This window comes from Paenibacillus sp. YPG26 (assembly GCF_023704175.1).
In the GTDB taxonomy this organism is placed as follows: Bacteria; Bacillota; Bacilli; order Paenibacillales; family Paenibacillaceae; genus Fontibacillus.
This window is the reverse complement of sequence record NZ_CP084530.1, coordinates 2846227-2865234: the sequence shown is the minus strand read 5'-3', so window position 1 is coordinate 2865234 and position 19008 is coordinate 2846227. Positions and strand designations below refer to the sequence as shown.

The window sequence follows — 19008 nt, the reverse complement described above, 5'->3', positions numbered from 1 at the left end:
TTCCTCTAACCGTGAGCATTATAAATAATTCGAATTCGAAAACAGGCGCTACACTGATACCAGGTTGGACAATGCAGCACAGTAGACAACAGGGCGTCCACTTATATTCTTGCCGCGGCTGGTTAATTCCTGCTGTGGAAGATGTACATATAACAGGATTTTATTTACATTGATTTAGATTTGGCGAACTGGATATAATACAAACATGTGTTCGCGTATATATTTGTGAACGTATCTTAGCGAGTAGGAGATGGGAGGATCGGGTTATGGCAGGGAAGCTGGAGGCGAATGGATTATGGGAATCGTCAAGGATGATGCTGCCGGAGCACAAGGAGGCGATTATTCGGGCAGGCCGCGAGCGGAATCGCCGCACAAAGCCAATTGTGGATGCCCAAGAGCTGGAGCTGATTGAGCGCGTGCTGAGTGAATCGTTCAGAGCCCGTACAGTGGTCACAGTCAGGCTGTGGGGGGAATATGAAGATACGGAGCTGCGCGGTGTCGTCACTTCTATTCATACCCACAGCCGTGAGATCAAGCTGCAGCTGGGTGAGGATTGGCAGTGGATCAAGATCAGGGAGATTATCGGGGCCTCCAGATAGCGGATCATTGGTATAATTTGAACTCCATCTTTGAATAATAAGATTTGAATTTCAAAGTCAGGAGTGAAGACCTCATGCAAGCCGCAAAAAAAGGGATGATCACATTATTCGCAGCTTTGGTTATAAGTATGCTGGGTGCGGGGAATTTGGCTATGGCGGAGCCTTCCTATGCGGAGTGGGGCAGAGTGGCTGTCCTGGAGACGAAGAAGAAGTATAATGCCGACATTACCGACTATAAGCATATCGGCAGGAAGGCGATCAGAGATTCTATCTATGAAGAGCAGTTCAAGTTAATCGTGAAGAAGCCTTCCAAGGAATTTGGTGTCTATGTAAGTGTACAGTTCAATGAAGATACCGGAGAACTGCTGGACATCAAATACAAAGAAGCTGCTGAATAGGGATCATAGCGATGATAGGGATAAGAACAGCTGAATAATGAGAATAAAGCCGGAGCTCGCAGGGAGCCCCGGCTTTTCATCGTAAGCACGTATTCAGTAAGCACGTATTCAGTAAGCACGTATTCAATAAGCAAGTGTTAACCGAGCAGAATGCTCATCAATAAGTCTGCAAGGCAGTTAAGCAATTAAGCCAGAGAGGTCCCTGAGAATACGATAGGTCCGATTACATTAGCCCTGTTGAAATTGAAGTTGTTCGAGACGGAAGCTTGAAGTGTATAGGAGTGATAGCCGGCCGGGGCCGTGGTATCCACGAACGAGAAGCTGATCGTCTCCAAGGCATTGAGGGTGAAAATCGTGGTCTGGGAGTTGGCGATCTCTGTCACATCACGAATCAGGGAGATGAGCACGGTGGGGCTTCCGGCAGTAGCCTGTACCCCTAAGCTAACGTGAAGCTCGACAACACCGCCCAGATTAGTAAGCAGACCGAAATTGGCCAGAGTGTTGGCACTTGGGATAGCTACTAGCGGAATGTTGGTAGACTGGGTGAAGCTGTTGGGAACGCTGCGGCCAAAATCAATAATAGAAAGAGTCATATCAATCACCTCCAAATGTGGAATACCTGCATATCTACCATATGCTTGTGATCTGCTTATTCTTGTATATCAGCCATGATAGGTGATAGGATCCTGAACTTTTTGCCATTTGGCCTGTTCGTCTTAGAATTATTCGCATATTTTAAATGGAGGGGGTACAGGTTGGTATAAAAGCGCCCGCAATGCAGAAGGGGGAGAACGGGAGATGCCCTACACGACTGGAGCCATATACAATCCTTCAACAGGGCCAACCGCTGCAGGCCAAATTCTGGTGAGCTGTATTAATGATTCCATTAACCTTACAGCAAATATCGAGCTCGAAGTATTCCAATGGGGAAGTGTCGACGGACCACGGGTGCCGCTGGGACATAACTTGATTGCCCTGCCGCCGCAGGCTACCCAAAATTTCAGATACGCCATCAACGCAGGCGGGTTTTATGAAGTACAGATGGATTATTTCAGCGCAACAAGCGCAGTGGTTCATGTGTATACTCTGGATGCTGTTGGCGGAGTTGTACAGAGAGTCCTGCAGTCTGAAATGAGCCAAATTGACAGATTGACGAATCTCCCTTAAAAGAGGAAGGAGATGAGGTGATTGCCGGTTGTAAATGTAACGGCGGCTTTGCCAGGGAATCATTTCGAGCCCTCGATCGCTGTTAATTCGGTATTATCCAATTTCATGTGTGTGGTATATGTGGATGACAGCTTGGGCACGGCGCGAATCGGCGTATCCATATCGTCAAATGGGGGGCAGACCTGGAGCAGCAGCATTCTCCCACAGCCGAGTGGTTATGCAAGTGCAGAGGCTCCCACTGTGGACTATACGTTCCCCAATACGTTTATTGTCGCTGCCCATGTATTTAACGGATTCAATGATGGGACCATTGTTACCTATACTTCATTCGATAACGGAGTGAATTTCAATCCGCCGGTCATTGTGCAGCGGGGATATGGGACGATTATTCACAATGATGAGCCCTTCATAGCGGTAGACCGCTCACCGGGCAGCCCTTACCGGGGCAATGCGTATGTCAGCTACACCCCGCTCTTCAACTTCTCGGCGATCTTCTTCCAGCGGTCCCTGAATGAGGGGGCAAGCTGGGAGACTCCCCAGCGGCTCAGTGATCCGAGAGGATTTCATGATCGCGCGGCTATTGCAGTAGGTCTATCGGGCGAAGTGTATTCGGGGTATATATTGACCGGACCGATGAATCCGGCGGCGAGCCTTCGCATCTCGTATGATGGAGGAGCCTCATTCACCCCGCAAATTGCGCGTGAATCCATCCTGATCTCATCTGTGGTTCCCGTTCCATCGCCTCTTCCCGTAACTGGTTATGGCTTCCGTGTGCAGACAAATCTGAGCCTTGGCGCAGACATATCGAGCGGTCTGGGAAGCGGCAATGTATACGCAGCCTGGAATGACTTCCGTAACGGTTACTCGGATATTCTGCTCTCGGTCTCACCGGATGGACAGCTGTGGTCTATTCCCGTAAGTGTAACCGGGGCGCCTCCAGGAACGCAGAATTTCTTCCCGTCCATTACGGTCTCTCCATCCACAGGGACTATCCGCATTATCTACTACACCAATCGGGTCAATGGCTTTCTCCTTGATGTCTTTGTAGCTGAGTCATTCAACGGCGGCGGGGCCTTCTCCAACCGGCGCCTGACCGATGCGTCCTTCAATCCGAATGGGAACTCCCCAACTCCTGTTCCGCTGATCGGGGATTATATTTCGGCAGCCACGAGCCTGCCGGATACGCTGGCTGCGGTCTGGAACGCAACTACGCCTCCTACGGGCAAGCAGGATGTCTACTTTTCAACCTAATGACAGTGGAATACGAGCTTGTGCTCGTCGACATACGGTGTATGAGTTCGTCTGCCGTTCAGATCAGAAACATCGCGGGGATCATCAGCTTCAGCACAAAAAAAGGCTATCCCTTGTGCCATCTTGGATGACGATAGGGATAGCTCTATATGGGCAGGCAAAGCTTCTAATGATAGGTTACAGATTGTCCTGCTAATTGACACTAAGTTCCTTGATGCCGCGGCTGCTGAAATGTCCCGATTCGGGTCTGAGCAGGCCTAGATGTTCACGAAGCGTAGTCCCTGTATATTCTGTGCGGAATAGACATCTGCGCTGCAGAATAGGGATTACCTCATCTGTAAAGGTCTCCAGATCACCCGGAAGCACAGGGCCCATGACGTTGAAGCCATCGCATGCCTTCTCCTGGAACCATTGTTCCATCAAGTCCGCGAGCTGCTCCGGTGTTCCTACGAACTGCAGGTGGCCGCGGGCTCCTAGAATTCTGCGGCCCAGCTCTAGGATGGACAAGTTCTGGGAACGGGCTGTATCCATAATGAGCTGAATCCGGCTCTTCATCCCGTTAGATTTCTCAACCGGGTCCGGAATCTCGGGAAGAGGACCATCGGGAGGGTAGGCGGAGAGATCGTAGCTTACCATGCCGGATAGAGCAGCCACAGCAAGCTCGGCTGGAATGAGCTCCATCAGCTCCTGCTCTTTGCGTCTTGCTTCTTCCACTGTGGCGCCAAGAATTGGTGAGATGCCCGGCATAATCTTCAAGCTTCCCGGCGCCCGGCCGGACTCTATGAGCTTACTGTTCACACTTTGGTAAAAGGCTTTGGCAGCTTCCAGCGACTGCTGCGCGGTGAAGATGACCTCGCCATATTTGGAGGCGAACTGCTGACCTTGCGGGGATGAACCCGCCTGAATGAGCACCGGATTCCCCTGCGGCGGCCGGGGAAGGTTGAGCGGGCCTTTGGTCGAGAACCAATTTCCTTTGTAGTCAATGGCCTTGACCTTGCTGGGGTCCGCATAGATCCCGGTCTCACGGTTCAGGACAAGCGCATCATCGTCCCAGCTGTCCCAGAGTCCAGTTACGGCTTCCACGAACTCTTCAGCCATCTCATAGCGAAGCGCATGGTCCGGGTGCTTGGGAAGTCCGTAATTATGAGCTTCGATATCCAGCTGGGAAGTCACAATATTCCAGCCCGCTCTTCCTTTGCTGATATAATCCAGTGAAGCAAATTTGCGTGCCACATTATAGGGGTGATTATAGGTGGTGGAGACGGTTGCCGTCAGGCCAATCCGGGAGGTTACCGCGGACAGCGCAGACAGGAGTGTGATCGGATCAAGCATGCCGGATGCGGCCATATCCACGTTCTGTACATATAATAAATCCGCGAAAAAAATCATATCGAACTTGCCGCGTTCCGCCGTCTCGGCAATCGAGCGGTACAAGTCGAAGTCATACATGCCTTCGACTCCGGAATCAGGATGACGCCATCCGGCATGGTGATGACCGGCATAATAGATGAATGCACCCAGGTGGAGCTGATCTGTACGTTGGGTCATGCGGCCTCAAGCCTCCTTATTAAATGAGAGATAGAGTTAACCTTTGAATGTATCCCACCAGCGCAGCCAGCGCTTCTCGAGTGCGTGAACGATAATATCGGATATCGACCCTACCAGAGCGAATAGAATAATACCTACGAAGACAATGTCTGTGTTGGAATAGGTGCGGGCATCTTCAATCATATAGCCAATACCGGCACTGGTTCCCATCAGTTCGGCGAATACGAGAATCAGCCAGGAGGTGCTCATCGCCAGGCGCAGGCCGAGCAGGATATTGGGCAGCGCAGAAGGGATAATGAGCTTGGTCAGCTGATGCCAGCGGGAATACCCTAGGATCCGGCTGACGTCATACAGCTTGGTGTCCACGCTTCGGATACCGAGAAATGTATTCAGATACACGGGGAAGAACGCGCCTAATGAAATCATCAGAATTTTGCTGAATTCGCCGATTCCGAACCACAGGATGAATAGCGGAATCAGGGCTAGAAGCGGGACGGTCCTCAGCATTTGCAGGGATGGATCTAGGGTCCGTTCGATTATTTTGCCAATCCCGATGAACATCCCAACCAGCAGACCGATCGCCGAACCCAGCATGAAGCCGCCCAGGGCCCGAAGGGAGCTGACCCCGAGATGATGATACAGTTCACCGCTTGCACCAAGCTCTATGAATCTCTTTATAATTGCAAGAGGAGTAGGCAGCTGCTCCTTGGTCACAAGTCCAGTGTCTCCGGCGATCTGCCATAGGATGAGCAAGGCGATAGGAACGAGCAGCCCATGAAGCCATGCGGGAACATGGTTCAGCCAGCCGAGCTCCTTCCTGAACTTGGAGGCAGCTGTAACCGGAGTGGTGCCGGGCTCTACCCGTGCTTCTTGATTGATGAGCTGTGCCATTACGAATTCCCCTCCCCCTGAAAGCTGTCTCTCCAGCGGAGCAGCCTCCGCTCAACCAGCAGAACAAGCGAATCTGACAGCTTGCCTACAATAGCGAATACCACAATTCCCACGAACATGACTGTTGTCAGTGACATAGAGCGCGCATCATTGATCATAAATCCGATTCCTGATGTTGAACCCATCATCTCTGCAACCACAAGACCAATCCAGGCCACGCCAAGCGAGAGGCGGGTGCCAAGCAGGATATTAGGCAGGGATGCAGGCAGGATTAATCTCGTGATCATCTGCATACGGCTGAATTCAAGGACTTTGGCTACATCGAACAGCTTGTTATCCACGCTGCGGATTCCGAGGAACGTATTGATATACAGAGGGAAGAAAGAGCCCTTGGCAATCAGCAGCAGCTTGGATTCCTCTCCGAATCCGAACCATAGGATGAAGAGGGGGGCAATGGCAAGATGGGGCAGTGTCCGCAGCATTTGCAGAGATGGATTCAGGAGCCTTTCGGCCTTGTAAGAGAAGCCGACCCATAGACCTGCGGCCAGCCCAAGGCCGCCTCCCATCAGAAAGCCGGCTACGACCCGCCATGTGGAAATGCCCAGGTTGCTAAGCAGTTCCCCGCTAAGCAGCATGGAACGGAATTCCTCCCAAATGTCGGAGGGAGCCGGCAGCAGGATCGGATTCAGCAGTCCGGCTGACCCGGCAATCTGCCAGACCACGAGAAGCGTGAGCGGCAGCAGCAGTCCAATCCATCTGTTCGAGCGGCGAATTTGTCTTGAACGTGCTCTCCGTATTTGCGGCGCGCTGTGAAGCCCGCCTTGAAGTGTCTTGTCTCGGGTGCTTACAGGGAACATGGACAGCACCTCACTTTCGGATGTTATTTGGAGGAAGATGTGGATTTAAGCGCCTCTTCAATGAACTTGTTATTGACAACTTCCGATACTTGAATCTGCTTGCGTATGGTTCCAATGGACTTCTGGAAATCCGCGGTCTTCTGAAGCTCTGTAACAATCTCCTGGCTAACCGGAATGTTCACGGATTTGGACCGCTTCAGCATGCCTTCGACAATAGCCTCAGGAATCTTGTAGTCCGCAGCATATTTCTTGGTGGCTTCAGCTGAATTCTGTTCTTCCCATTCTTGGGATTTCTCAAGTACAGATAGATAAGTAGTGACAAGCTCCGGATATTTATCAGCGATCTCCTTGCGGACAATCACGAAGGAAGGAGCCAGTACGCCGAGAGATTCACCTTCGGCGAGTACCTTGCCTTTGCCGGTAAGGGTATTAATGGAGATGTACGGATCCCAGGTAGCCCAGGCATCAACCTTGCCCGAGTCAAAAGCGGGCTGAGCCTCGTTCGGTTGAAGCTGGATGATCTGCACCTCAGACGCTTCAATTCCGGCATCATGCAGACCACGCGTAAGCAGGTTGTAGGCGTTGCTGCCTTTGGTAACGGCTACCTTTTTACCTTTCAAATCCTTAATATCCTTAAGCGTGCTGTTCGCGGGCACAATGATCGCCGTATTCTGCTTCCCCTCAAGAATCTGGGATATAATCTCGAATTGGATGCCCGCAGCTTGCGCGGCGATCACCGGCATATTTCCAAGTGAAGCGAAGTCCAGCTTGTCAGAAGCCATAGCCTCCGTCATCGGCGGCCCACTTTGGAACTCGGCCCATTCCACCTTCACGCCAAGCTTCTCGAAAGCCTGCTCATACCATTTCTCTTGTCTGGCCTTGCCGTATAAGCCGCCTTTACCTTGTACACCAAGCTTCAGGGTAAGTCCCTCATAATTCGTCTTGCCGTCCGCAGATTTGGTTGCAGTTGGAGTGGCAGTTGCAGCTGTATCCTTGGAAGCGCAGCCTGCTGCAGTAAGTGCAACCATTAGCATCAGCAGGGTAATTGTCCATTTCTTCATACGATATCTCTCCTCTATTAACTCTTAATATAAGTTGAAGTACTGATTTCACACTCTTGCTTGTTGGTCATTTCTAATTCCATTGTCTGATCTGTAGATCGATGTATGAACATAATAGCTTGCTGCAGCTTAAATGCCTGCTCCCAGATCAATCTGGGGTTCTTCAACCTTCTCAAATGCCTGGAGAACCAGGCGGCGCAGCTCCTGGAAGGAGGCTCCGGTTCTTGAACGCGGGAATGGCAGGTCAATCGGCTGAATCTCACGGATATGTCCGGGTCTGGGATTCATAATAACAACCCGCTCCCCTAGGAATACCGCCTCGTCAAGATCGTGCGTGACGAACAGCATGGTCGTCTTGTTGTTCTGCCAGATATCCAGCAGCACTTCTTGCATGTGAGCTCTTGTAAAAGCATCCAGCGCGCCAAAGGGCTCGTCGAGCAGGAGCACCTCCGGACTGCGAAGCAGCGCTCTTGCAATCGCCACGCGCTGGGCCATGCCTCCCGACAGCTCGCGGGGGTAGGCTTTCTCGAAGCCCTTCAGTCTAACGAGCTCGATCAGCTCATCCACCCTGCGGCGGACTGCGGGGCTCTTAAGAGATAGATTGGCAGCTATATTCTTCTCCACATTCAGCCAAGGGAACAGGCGAGGCTCTTGGAAGATAACCCCCTTCTCAATGCCGGGCCCTGTAATCGGGCTGCCATTCAGCTCGGCCTTGCCTTCATACCCGGTATCAAGCCCGCCTACAATCTTGAGCAGAGTGCTCTTGCCACAGCCGCTTGGTCCAATCAGTGTGACGAACTCGCCTTGTCTCACCTTAAGCTGAATATTCGAGAGAGCATGAACCGGACCCGCAGGAGAAGCAAAAGTGCGATTGAGATGTTCGATTACCAAAGAATGCTCGGACATAATCGGCCTCCTAAATCATATTAAACAAACCAGTTTAATTGGTTTTATTCCCAAAAGAATTGGCAAAGGATACAGCGCAGCAGCTAAGACTGTTGTATGCCTGTTGCCAAGTCTCCAGTTGTCTGGTGGAATGTGACAATTATCATTGCAATTAACAAATTGAATATGTATTCGGTTTGTTATGAGCATTCTATCAGGGGAGGTTTGAAGGTGTCAACCTTTATTTTCCTATGTGTTAACTTGGGTATAAATAACCGATTTCTGTAAGAGGACTTATGCTTGGAACAGCCGCATTAATCCATCGACTTCTATGGATACCGGAATCTCGAATCCTGGTGCCCGTTGAAGTGTTAGTCCCTGAATCAAGCTGACAAAATAAAAGGCCAGCTTCAGCGGATCGCCCTGAACGACCGTGCCTTCCCGCTGGCCATCCTCCATAATGCGGGCGAGAGGCTGAAGGTTCGCCGTGAATCTGTCCGTTACTGCCTGTCTGATCTCCATCGGCACGGTCTCTGTAGTCCGGGCGCTTTGAAGCATAATCGTATAAGCCCAGTTAATTGGATTGGCAAGCCAGCTCGCGGCGAAATCATGCAGCTTGGCAAGCGCAGGAATTCCCTGCTCCTTCGCAAGCTCCGACACTTTCTGTCCATAATCCAGCTGACCCCGCTTGAGCACTTCGGCAAATACTTCATCCTTAGATCTGAAGTAATGGTACATCGTACCAATGCTGATTCCGGCTGCCTTGGCAATATCGCTGATGCTTGTGGATCCGAACCCTTTACTTGAAATAATAGTAATAGCTGAATCCAGAATCTGCTGAATTCGTTCATCTCTAACTCTTAAGTCACGCTCCACATTTCTGGGACACATTCTGATTCCTCCTTGCAGATTGCTCTTAAATGGATTGCTCTTCTACGGATTATAATAGACATTTGAACCGGGAAAGTGAAGTTAGATCTGCCAGATTCAGTCAGGACCGTCAAAAACCCTTATTTTACAGGTTTTTATGTATAGAAAATTTAAATATGAAAATTATTTCCATAAAAATGATTGACTAAAGAAAGGGATGAATGTAGTATAGCAATCAAAACATAGTAAGTCGATTGGATTTGTAGATTATCCGACCGGACCACCGGAGACACGATCATCCTGGAGATGAATGTGTCTTTTTTTGCTACCAGCAAAATCAAGGCCATCTCATCCGGGAACATGTATAACAAATTACAGATGGAGGTTGATCTCATGAATCCTGTTTCCAAATTTGCCGGTACGGCTATGGCCCTGCTGCTGGTATCCTCGCTGGTGTTGTCCGGATGCGGCAAAAGCAACACTCCACTAGCGAGCGCAGCCGGCCAGGATGGTCTTGAGGTTGCGGAGCTTCGTTATCAGGGCAACGTAGGTGCGGTTACCTATCCGGAACTTGCCGAAGACCTGGGCTATCTGGCACCTCTCAAATTGAATTTCATCGGGAATACAATCAGCGGGCCGCAGGATATCCAGTCCGTGGTCACCGGGGATACCGACTTCGGAGGGGCCTTTAACGGTGCGATTGTCAAGCTGCTCGCTGCCAAAGCCCCGATTACTCCGGTGATTGCTTACTACGGGGTCGATGATAATACCTGGAGCGGATATTATGTGCTGGATGGTAGTTCCATTAAGACAGCCCGGGATTTAATTGGCAAAAGAATTGCCGTCAATACGCTCGGTGCCCATCACGAATTCGTAATTAAGGAATACCTGCACAGGCAGGGCCTGACTCAGGAAGAGATTGAACAGGTTACCCTGGTTGTAGTTCCGCCGGTCACTACGGAACAGACGCTGCGGGCCAACCAGATCGATGTGGCTACACTCGGCGGTATACTGCGGGACAAGGCGCTGGAACGCGGCGGAATCCATCCTCTTTTCACAGATAAGGAGCTGTTCGGGACGTTCAGCGCAGGCAGTTACGTGTTAACTGATGCATTTATCAAGAAAAATCCGAAGGCCACGCGCAAATTCGTGGAAGCCACAGCCAAAGCGATTGAATGGGCGAGGACGACTCCGCGTGATGAAGTGGTGGCAAGGTACGAGAAGATCATCAATAATCGCGGCCGCAAGGAGGACACCAAGGCCATCAAGTATTGGAAGAGCACTGGAGTTGCGGGCAAGGGCGGGCTGATTGCGGATAAGGAATTCAGCACCTGGGTGGATTGGCTGGTTAATGAAGGCACGATCAAGCAGGGCGAGCTGAATGCCAAAGAGCTGTTCAGCAATGAATTCAATCCATATTTAAATGAGGGCAAGGCCAAGTAGAAGAAATCATTCACTAGGAAGGGGAAGGTTGTATGACTGCCAATACCGCCAAAATCAGCATTCAGCAGGTGAATAAAGCTTTTCGTGTCACACGGAGACCTGGTGATCTGAAAGCCAATCAAGAGCCTGTCAAGGCACTTGACAGTATTAATCTGGACGTGAAGCCCGGGGAATTCATGGTTATTGTTGGTCCGTCCGGATGCGGAAAGTCTACCCTGCTTGATCTTCTCGCCGGTCTGACGACGCCTTCCAGCGGACAAATCCTACTGGACGGCAAGCCGATAACAGGTCCGAATCTGGATCGTGGCATTGTGTTCCAGCAGTATGCCTTGTTCCCTTGGAAGACGGCCTTGGCCAATGTGGAATTTGGCCTTGAGACCAAGGGGGTTCCGCGTAAGGAACGGCGCGAGATCGCTCAGGAATATATTCAGCTTGTAGGCCTTGCAGGATTTGAGCATCGCTATCCTCATGAACTCTCGGGAGGCATGAAGCAGCGGATCGCCATTGCAAGAAGCCTGGCTTACAATCCGGATGTGCTGCTGATGGATGAACCCTTCGCCGCGCTGGATGCCCAGACCCGGGAGACCCTGCAGAGTGAACTGCTGCGAATCTGGGAAGCAACGAAGAAGACGATTATCTTCATTACTCACGGGATTGAGGAGGCCGTCTATCTGGGCCAGCGTGTAGCCGTTATGACCTCCCGGCCTGGGAGAATTAAGGAAGTGATTGAAATTCCATTTGAAGCCAGAACGTCGGAGGAGGATCTGCGGGCTCACCCCGACTTTGTGAAGCTCCGGCATCAGATTTGGGATCTGCTGAAGGATGAAGTTCAGCGTGCGCAGGAACAGGAGAAGAACCGCAGTCTGGGTTGGGGTAGCAGCACATTATCAGGGAAGGGGGCCGCTGTAGATGGCTAATTCAGGAGCAGGAGAAGTGCTTGTCAGATTGGAGAAGAAGGAAGCCCGGAGAAGTGGAAAGAGAGCTCTGGGCTGGGCATTTGAGAAGCTGCACCAGGCTTTCAAAGCATCCATTGTTATCATTGCCTTTATGGCTGTATGGGAAGCAGCACCACGGCTTGGCTGGACCAATGCCACCTTTCTTCCCCCTTTAAGTGAGGTGCTGAGCACCTGGTGGGGCCTGCTCCTCTCGGGAGACCTTGCTGAACATACGAAGGTCAGCCTGGTTCGCTCGATTGGAGGCTTCACCCTGGCTCTGCTTGTCAGTGTTCCGCTGGGCTTGGCGATTGGCTGGTGGAAGACCGCTGCGCAGTACTTGAACCCGCTGCTGGAATTGTTCCGTAATACCGCGGTACTTGCGCTTCTCCCTGTATTCATTATGCTGCTGGGTCTTGGAGAGACGTCCAAGATCGCCATCATCTTCTATGCCTGCGTATTTCCGCTGCTGCTGAATACGATCAGCGGTGTAAGGAATGTGGATCCGCTGCTGATCAGATCCGCCAGGTCGATGGGACTTTCTCCACTGCAGCTGTTCCGCAAGGTCGTGCTGCCTGCCTCGGTTCCGACCATCTTTGTGGGTATTCGCCAAGCGGGGGCGGCCTCCATCCTCGTTCTCGTCGCTGCCGAAATGGCAGGGGCCAAGTCGGGGCTAGGGTATTTCATTCAGTACACGCAGTTCAGCTTTCAGATTACGGAGATGTATGCAGGGATTATCACCATCTCCATCTTCGGTGTCATTCTGAACTACGCGCTCGTTACGCTCGAGAAGAAGCTGACTGCTTGGAAGCAGGCTTCGAATGAGTAGGAATGGTCTGTGTCTTGAGCTTATCTAGCAAATACCAAGGTCTATTTTGAGGAGGAAATGATATGAGCAAGAGTACCCGTCAAATGAAACTCGGAGCCTTCCTGATGACACCTGGCCATCATGTGGCAGCCTGGCGATATCCCGGAGCGGAAGCTTCGGAAGTCCTGAATCTGAAATTCTATAAGAAGCTGGCCCAGACTGCGGAGCGGGGGAAATTCGACATGCTGTTCCTGGCGGATGGATACTCGGTCTCGGAGAAATATGCCGAGGCGGTTGCCCAGACGGTAACCGTACGTCCGGAGCCGATTACGCTGCTATCTGCGCTGGCTGCCGTAACGGAGCACGTGGGTCTTGCGGGAACCGTATCGACCACTTATAACGAGCCGTATCATGTGGCCCGCAAGTTCGCCTCACTGGATCATTTGAGCAGCGGGCGCGCAGCCTGGAACGTGGTCACCTCCGCGAATCCGGATGAAGCGCTCAATTTCAATAAAGAGAGCCACCTGCTGCACTCTCTACGCTATGAACGGGCGGAAGAATTCCTGAACGTGGTCACGGGTCTGTGGGACAGCTGGGAGGACGATGCCTTCTTATATGACAAGGATAACGCGGCTTTTGCAGATAAGAGCAAGCTTCATACCCTCCATCACAAAGGCGAGTGGTTCTCGGTTAAGGGTCCGCTGAATGTAGCCCGGCCGGTTCAAGGGTATCCGGTCATTATTCAGGCCGGTTCATCCGACCCCGGCAAGGAGCTTGCCGCACGGACGGCCGAGGTGATATTCACAGCGTGGCAGACGCTGGAGGAAGCCCAGCGCTTCTACAGGGATGTGAAGGGTAGACTGGCCAAGTATGGACGCTCACCGGAGGATCTGAAGATTATGCCGGGAATATTCCCGATTATCGGAAGGACAGAAGAGGAGGCCATTGAGAAAAAAGCGCTGCTGGAGCAGCTCATTCCCGAGGAGGCGGGGGTAAGCCTGCTGTCCCAGCTGATCAGCTTCGATCTCTCGCCATATCCGGTGGATGGACCTCTTCCGGATCTTCCGGAACTGAATCAAATTAACGGTGGTAAAACCCGCTTCACCCTGCTGAAGGATCTGGCTGAGCGGGAGAATCTTACGATTCGTCAATTGTATCAGCGCATTGCCGGCGCACGGGGTCACCGCGAGATCTTCGGAACTCCCGTACAGATTGCGGATCAATTAGAAGAGTGGTTCCTGAGCGGCGCAGCAGATGGATTCAACATTATGCCGCCGTATCTGCCGGGAGGACTTGAAGAATTCGTGGATCTGGTTGTGCCCGAGCTTCAGAAGCGGGGCTTGTTCCGTACCGAGTACTCGGGAACAACCCTGCGGGATCATCTCGAACTGAAGCGGCCTGTGCACCCTGCTGCTATTGAAAGTACGGCCGTCCTGTACAGTGTCAACTGAAGCATTTAGTTAGTTCTTGACGGTTAACTCTTAACGGCTTCAAATCCTATTAAGGATCCATATAAAAGGAGGAATTGATGATGAGTAATTTGGCTGGTAAGGGAACGATCACGGGGATTCAGGTTCAACCGGTGGCAGGCAGAATTGGCGCGGAAATTCACGGTGTTCGTCTGGGTGCGGATCTTGATCCAGAGACGATTGCCGAAATCCGCCAGGCTTTGCTGAAGTATAAAGTGATTTTTTTCCGTGGACAGGAGCATCTGGATGATGCCGGACAGGAAGCACTTGCAGGCCTGCTTGGCGCTCCGGTGGCTCACCCGACGGTTCCGATCAAGGATGGCACAGAATATGTGCTGGAGCTGGATTCGGCTCATGGAGGCCGGGCAGATTCATGGCATACGGATGTGACTTTTGTGGATGCTTACCCTCAGGCTTCGATCCTTCGTTCCGTGGTGGTGCCCGAAGCAGGTGGGGATACCGTGTGGGCCAATACCGCCGCGGCCTATGACAATCTCCCTGAGGAACTGAGGAACCTTGTTGACCGGCTGTGGGCGGTGCACACGAACCAGTATGATTATGCAGCTCACCGCGAGCAGATCTCGGAGGAAGCGGCTCGCCATCATAAGGAAGTGTTCGTCTCCACCCTGTATGAGACCGAGCATCCGCTCGTACGTGTGCATCCCGAGACCGGGGAGCGGACACTGCTGCTCGGACACTTTGCGAAGAAGATTACAGGTCTCTCCGCGAACGATTCTGCCCAGTTGATCTCCCTGCTTCAGTCTCATATTACCCGCCTTGAGAACACAGTCCGCTGGCGCTGGTCTGTTGGCGACGTGGTAATCTGGGATAACCGGGCCACACAGCATTATGCTGTGAATGATTACGGAGATCAGCACCGGGTGGTACGCAGGGTTACTATTGATGGCGATGTGCCTGTCAGCATTGATGGACGCAAGAGCAGAACGCTTACGAAGACAGGTCGAAGCTCGGAGAGTGAGGCTCAGACGGCATAGCGTAAGCAATACTCAAGTGGAGTGGAGAATAATATAGAGATAGAGAATCGTAGATATGAAAAGGTTGATGAGCGTGACAAAAAAGGCGCGGGTGGCTTGCTGTATGAGCTGCCTGCGTCTTTTTACACTATAAAGTTCTGAGGACAGCAGCTAAAGGAAGAGCCTGTTATACGGCTTTCTAGCTTGTGAACAGAGCTTTTCAACTCAATTGTCAAGAGAAAACAAGGCTGAAATTTTAATAGAATTTTCATAAACTGGGATAAACCTTGCTCTGGTGGGAGTTAGCTGAGTCTGAGGTACATAATGGAAGTTACAAATATGTTACTTTTGGGTATAGGTGGTTCACGCCGCCAATACGAACACAAGGGAGTACATCATGAACAACACGAACACAAGACGTATTGGTAAAGCAATAGTGGGAATCAGTCTGAGCCTCTTGGTCTCTATGTCTGGAAACATTCTATTAACCTCGGAGTCTGCACATGCAGCTTCAACTGCTACGGCAGCCAGCAGCACAGCCGCGAACCGGATCATTGCCTCTGGGAAGACATTCCTGGGAACTCCTTATAAGTTTGGAGCGAAGACTGGAGTAACCAGAAGCTTCGATTGCTCTTCCTTTACCCAATATCTCTATAAGAAGGTCGGCGTCCGCATTCCGCGTTCGTCCAGAGACCAATCCAAAGCGGGCAAGTATGTATCCAAGAGCAAGCTTAAGGCAGGAGATCTGGTATTCTCTGATACAAACCGCGATGGTGTGATTAATCACGTAAGCATTTACATTGGGAATGGAAAGCTGCTTCATACATACCGGGTAGGTATCGGTGTCACCATTTCCACATTCAAGGGAAGCACCTGGGACAGAACATACGTCACAGCTCGCCGTGTACTGTAGGCGGACAAGCTGTATTGGAATTGATAGATTCATTTGAAGAAGATCGAGATGTGGGATGATATTTATATAGAGAGAGTACGAGAATGAGTATGAGTATGGGGGTCCTGAGGGGCTCCTTTTTTAATGGGAAATTTAATAATTTTCTGAGCAGAGAGGCTTGCAGAACGATATGATGATATGCTATATTAATCTGGTCGGAAAAAATAAAAACATGGGGCCTTAGCTCAGCTGGGAGAGCGCATCGCTGGCAGCGATGAGGTCAGGGGTTCGATCCCCCTAGGCTCCATAACTAAAGAACAACCATCCATTTGGATGGTTGTTTTTTCGTATGAGATGTAATAGGGGAGAGAACCCCTCAGGGTTCGCCCGCGCGGACGTAGCGAAATCGAAGGAGCGTATTTCTGCCTTTATGGGTTAGTCACACAGAAGTAGTCTGAACAGATGTAATGTATCTTACATAATCGAGTTTGCTTTTCTCGAGCTCCTCATCGGTCACATTTGATACATCGCTCAATGTAAACGGGGGTATAAATCGAGCACCGATATAATTACACATGGCATCGATCGGCTTGAGCAATTCCTCGATCGTAAATCGGTTAGTCCCACCCAACTGATATGATTCTTTTGAACCGTAGGTCGATATCGCAACTCCAATCTCTTTGCCTTGCATTTTATCTCCGTCCGGACCATAAGCCCAGCCATATTGCAGTACGGCATCTAACCATTTTTTCAGTAATGGCGGCATATTGTACCAATAGAACGGGTATTGCAAAATGACGCGGTCATGCGCTTCCAAGAGTGCCTGCTCCCTGGCCACATCTATGACTTCGTTCGGATAAGCTTGATATAGTTGATGGATTGTAATGTTGCTGTGCTGCTGTAATTCTTGGACCCACGCCTTATTGATACGGGATTCGTTAATATTTGGATGAGTGACAATGACTAATGTTTTCATTTAGATTTCCCCTTTATTTTGGATTTGCTATTTTTCGAAAAATGCGATCGTCTTTACGGTTTATGTGGTCCACGTGACCAATCATACATAACGCACTAATTAAATGTAAGTACGCACTTTTTCGGTTAATACTCACCAAAAGTAAAGTATGGCTACGGTGAGTTATGAAAAAAAGTGGCAGTCCAGAACATGAAATATCGTTCCAGACTGCCACTTCATATGATTTTATAATACTTCCTTTACGTCCCGAGCAACGGCTTGCGATTCATCTGGATCGGATTTGAAGTACATCCCCCATTGCCTCAGAAGTTCAACAGCAGGTCGCAGACCTTCTCCTAATGCTGTTAACTCGTATTCCACCTTTGGTGGAACTACAGGATAGACATATCTCTGTATGACCCCGGCAGACTCCAACTCTCGTAATTGTTCAGCTAGCATTTTATGATTAATGTTCAATATATTTTTCTTGAGTTCACCATATCTTTTTTTTCCTTGAAGTAGTTCGCAAATAATGGTCGATTTCCATCTACCAGCAAGTATAGAAACAGAAAGTTCGATGGGGCAGTAAAACTGCTTCCCGTTTAATTCATACATGTTCTCATATGACCCCATAAGCTTACTTCCCTTCTGGTAAGTATTGACCTAAAAAGTGCGTACTTACATTTCTTTAGTATATTGAATATGATGAGCCTTGTAAAACAATCATACATCATCTTACGGAGGATCAGATCTTTTATGCGAAAAAAAATTCTCGTCTATTTGGTATCTATCGTGGCCTTCTTCGGTCCATTCACTCAAACTATTTATACACCTATGTTGCCTGAGATTGGACAGCAATTTCAAGCGTCGCAGGATGCAATCAATTTGACAGTATCCATTTATCCGCTTTTTTTCGCAATCATGCAACTCGTATATGGACCGCTAATCGATAAGTATGGTCGACGTAGAATTCTGTTAATCGGATTTCTGTTTTTTTTGTTGGCAACTGTAGGTGCGGCAATGTCTAGCTCTGTTCAAATGCTTATCTTATTTCGTGCATTACAAGCCTGTGGAGGAGCAGTTGGATCAGTCGCTGCTCTTACTGTAATCGGGGATTTATTTGAGGGGAAGTTACGAGGTCGAGCCATGGGCATTTATCAAATGCTTGTCGCACTTGGACCGGGATTGGGGCCCATATTCGGAGGATTTGTTGGACAGCATTATGGCATACATCGTATATTCTGGGCTCTGTTAGGAATCACAGGGATACTATGGTTCATCTTGCTTCTATTTTTACCTGAAACCAGAACGATAACTAGCGGTGTTGATCGGTTCCGTATCCGACATTTATCCAATGTACTTACTCATCGGGTAGGTCTAGCTATTGTCGTTCTTGGTTCCGTCCAATATTCCGTCTTCTATTTGTTATTGATTTTACTACCAAGTATTCTTACCGATCTTTATAAACTAAGTCCTAGCCAGACGGGACTGATGTTCCTTCCTATATCCTTATGTGTCGTTATTGGAAGCTTAGTGGGCGGTCGTATTCAAGAGTATTTTGATTTGAAAAAGTTACTTGTTACTATGGCATTTTTGAATATGGCAACTGTTCTGTTATTTGCAGTATTTGCTTCAGTTTCGTTGCCAATTTTGACCTGTTGTCTTTCTCTCTTTGGCATTTTCCTTGGTCTATCTCTTCCATTGCAAACCACGCTGCTCGCAAATGAACTGCCGCATCATCGGGCTACATCTACAGGTGTATACAATTTTTTTCGTTATGTCTGGATGACAATCGGTCCCGTCGTAGGGACGTATTTTTACCGCTTCGGTTTCCAAGTGGAGTTTTATGCATGTGTGATCATATTCGGATGCTCCCTCGTATTCATTTATCGACAATTCTTTTTCGGAGCAGATGTGTCCCGTGGATGACCCTTAATGGGTGAATGTCCAGCTGTAACAAATTCATCTTGACTCTTCAAGAGGTAATCATATACAATCATTTTGTACT

The 19008-nt window shown here is 49.9% G+C and carries 20 protein-coding genes and 1 tRNA gene; 12 read left to right on the top strand and 9 right to left on the bottom strand.

Features of this window, described 5'->3' with window-relative positions:
• Positions 1 to 266 precede the first annotated feature (266 nt).
• Positions 267 to 599 (top strand): YolD-like family protein, encoded by a 333-nt coding sequence (locus LDO05_RS13515; RefSeq protein ID WP_251375903.1) that lies wholly within the window; start codon positions 267 to 269, stop codon positions 597 to 599.
• Between the two features lie 74 nt (positions 600 to 673).
• Positions 674 to 997, top strand: a complete 324-nt coding sequence (locus tag LDO05_RS13510) for a DUF3889 domain-containing protein (protein WP_251375902.1) — start codon at positions 674 to 676, stop codon at positions 995 to 997.
• A 185-nt stretch (positions 998 to 1182) separates the two neighbouring features.
• On the opposite strand, the gene LDO05_RS13505 is transcribed toward LDO05_RS13510, so the two are convergent.
• A complete protein-coding gene (locus LDO05_RS13505) occupies positions 1183 to 1590 on the bottom strand; it encodes a hypothetical protein (protein ID WP_251375901.1) in 408 nt (135 codons plus the stop codon).
• A gap of 205 nt (positions 1591 to 1795) precedes the next feature.
• Between LDO05_RS13505 and LDO05_RS13500 the strand changes: the two genes are divergently transcribed.
• Both LDO05_RS13500 and LDO05_RS13495 read left to right on the top strand, forming a co-directional pair.
• Positions 1796 to 2164 carry a hypothetical protein gene (locus LDO05_RS13500; RefSeq protein WP_251375899.1) on the top strand — a complete coding sequence of 123 codons (369 nt, stop codon included), beginning with the start codon at positions 1796 to 1798 and terminating at the stop codon, positions 2162 to 2164.
• 21 nt (positions 2165 to 2185) lie between these two features.
• Positions 2186 to 3415 carry an exo-alpha-sialidase gene (locus tag LDO05_RS13495; RefSeq protein ID WP_251375898.1) on the top strand — a complete coding sequence of 410 codons (1230 nt, stop codon included), beginning with the start codon at positions 2186 to 2188 and terminating at the stop codon, positions 3413 to 3415.
• 192 nt (positions 3416 to 3607) lie between these two features.
• Here LDO05_RS13495 and LDO05_RS13490 read toward each other — a convergent pair whose 3' ends face one another.
• The 6 genes from LDO05_RS13490 to LDO05_RS13465 form a co-directional block, all read right to left on the bottom strand.
• Positions 3608 to 4963 carry an LLM class flavin-dependent oxidoreductase gene (locus LDO05_RS13490; protein ID WP_251375896.1) on the bottom strand — a complete coding sequence of 452 codons (1356 nt, stop codon included), beginning with the start codon at positions 4961 to 4963 and terminating at the stop codon, positions 3608 to 3610.
• 36 nt (positions 4964 to 4999) lie between these two features.
• Positions 5000 to 5854, bottom strand: a complete 855-nt coding sequence (locus LDO05_RS13485) for an ABC transporter permease (RefSeq protein WP_251375895.1) — start codon at positions 5852 to 5854, stop codon at positions 5000 to 5002.
• Positions 5854 to 6711, bottom strand: coding sequence for an ABC transporter permease (locus tag LDO05_RS13480; protein WP_251375893.1), 858 nt, complete (start codon positions 6709 to 6711; stop codon positions 5854 to 5856). The genes LDO05_RS13485 and LDO05_RS13480 overlap by 1 nt, the downstream gene beginning before the upstream one ends.
• A gap of 23 nt (positions 6712 to 6734) precedes the next feature.
• On the bottom strand, positions 6735 to 7772 hold the full coding sequence (locus tag LDO05_RS13475; RefSeq protein ID WP_251375891.1) for an aliphatic sulfonate ABC transporter substrate-binding protein: 1038 nt from the start codon (positions 7770 to 7772) through the stop codon (positions 6735 to 6737).
• Positions 7773 to 7901: 129 nt separating this feature from the next.
• On the bottom strand, positions 7902 to 8678 hold the full coding sequence (locus tag LDO05_RS13470; RefSeq protein WP_251375890.1) for an ABC transporter ATP-binding protein: 777 nt from the start codon (positions 8676 to 8678) through the stop codon (positions 7902 to 7904).
• Between the two features lie 273 nt (positions 8679 to 8951).
• On the bottom strand, positions 8952 to 9548 hold the full coding sequence (locus tag LDO05_RS13465) for a TetR/AcrR family transcriptional regulator (protein WP_251375889.1): 597 nt from the start codon (positions 9546 to 9548) through the stop codon (positions 8952 to 8954).
• A 372-nt stretch (positions 9549 to 9920) separates the two neighbouring features.
• On the opposite strand from LDO05_RS13465, the gene LDO05_RS13460 reads away from it, so the two are divergent.
• From LDO05_RS13460 to LDO05_RS13430, 7 genes are all read left to right on the top strand, one after another.
• Positions 9921 to 10970 (top strand): ABC transporter substrate-binding protein, encoded by a 1050-nt coding sequence (locus tag LDO05_RS13460; RefSeq protein ID WP_251375887.1) that lies wholly within the window; start codon positions 9921 to 9923, stop codon positions 10968 to 10970.
• 32 nt (positions 10971 to 11002) lie between these two features.
• A complete protein-coding gene (locus LDO05_RS13455; RefSeq protein ID WP_251375886.1) occupies positions 11003 to 11887 on the top strand; it encodes an ABC transporter ATP-binding protein in 885 nt (294 codons plus the stop codon).
• A complete protein-coding gene (locus LDO05_RS13450) occupies positions 11880 to 12731 on the top strand; it encodes an ABC transporter permease (protein ID WP_251375885.1) in 852 nt (283 codons plus the stop codon). The genes LDO05_RS13455 and LDO05_RS13450 overlap by 8 nt, the downstream gene beginning before the upstream one ends.
• A 62-nt stretch (positions 12732 to 12793) precedes the next feature.
• Positions 12794 to 14161, top strand: coding sequence for an LLM class flavin-dependent oxidoreductase (locus LDO05_RS13445; RefSeq protein WP_251375884.1), 1368 nt, complete (start codon positions 12794 to 12796; stop codon positions 14159 to 14161).
• Between the two features lie 80 nt (positions 14162 to 14241).
• Positions 14242 to 15174 carry a TauD/TfdA dioxygenase family protein gene (locus tag LDO05_RS13440; RefSeq protein ID WP_276575594.1) on the top strand — a complete coding sequence of 311 codons (933 nt, stop codon included), beginning with the start codon at positions 14242 to 14244 and terminating at the stop codon, positions 15172 to 15174.
• A 376-nt stretch (positions 15175 to 15550) separates the two neighbouring features.
• Positions 15551 to 16066, top strand: coding sequence for a C40 family peptidase (locus LDO05_RS13435; RefSeq protein WP_251375883.1), 516 nt, complete (start codon positions 15551 to 15553; stop codon positions 16064 to 16066).
• 213 nt (positions 16067 to 16279) lie between these two features.
• Positions 16280 to 16352, top strand: a tRNA-Ala gene (locus tag LDO05_RS13430).
• Between the two features lie 132 nt (positions 16353 to 16484).
• On the opposite strand, the gene LDO05_RS13425 is transcribed toward LDO05_RS13430, so the two are convergent.
• Together LDO05_RS13425 and LDO05_RS13420 are read right to left on the bottom strand one after the other, a co-directional pair.
• A complete protein-coding gene (locus LDO05_RS13425; protein ID WP_251375882.1) occupies positions 16485 to 17021 on the bottom strand; it encodes an NAD(P)H-dependent oxidoreductase in 537 nt (178 codons plus the stop codon).
• Positions 17022 to 17246: 225 nt separating this feature from the next.
• Positions 17247 to 17615 (bottom strand): winged helix-turn-helix transcriptional regulator, encoded by a 369-nt coding sequence (locus LDO05_RS13420; protein ID WP_251375881.1) that lies wholly within the window; start codon positions 17613 to 17615, stop codon positions 17247 to 17249.
• 141 nt (positions 17616 to 17756) lie between these two features.
• On the opposite strand from LDO05_RS13420, the gene LDO05_RS13415 reads away from it, so the two are divergent.
• Positions 17757 to 18929, top strand: coding sequence for an MFS transporter (locus LDO05_RS13415; protein WP_251375880.1), 1173 nt, complete (start codon positions 17757 to 17759; stop codon positions 18927 to 18929).
• The last annotated feature ends 79 nt before the right edge of the window (positions 18930 to 19008 follow it).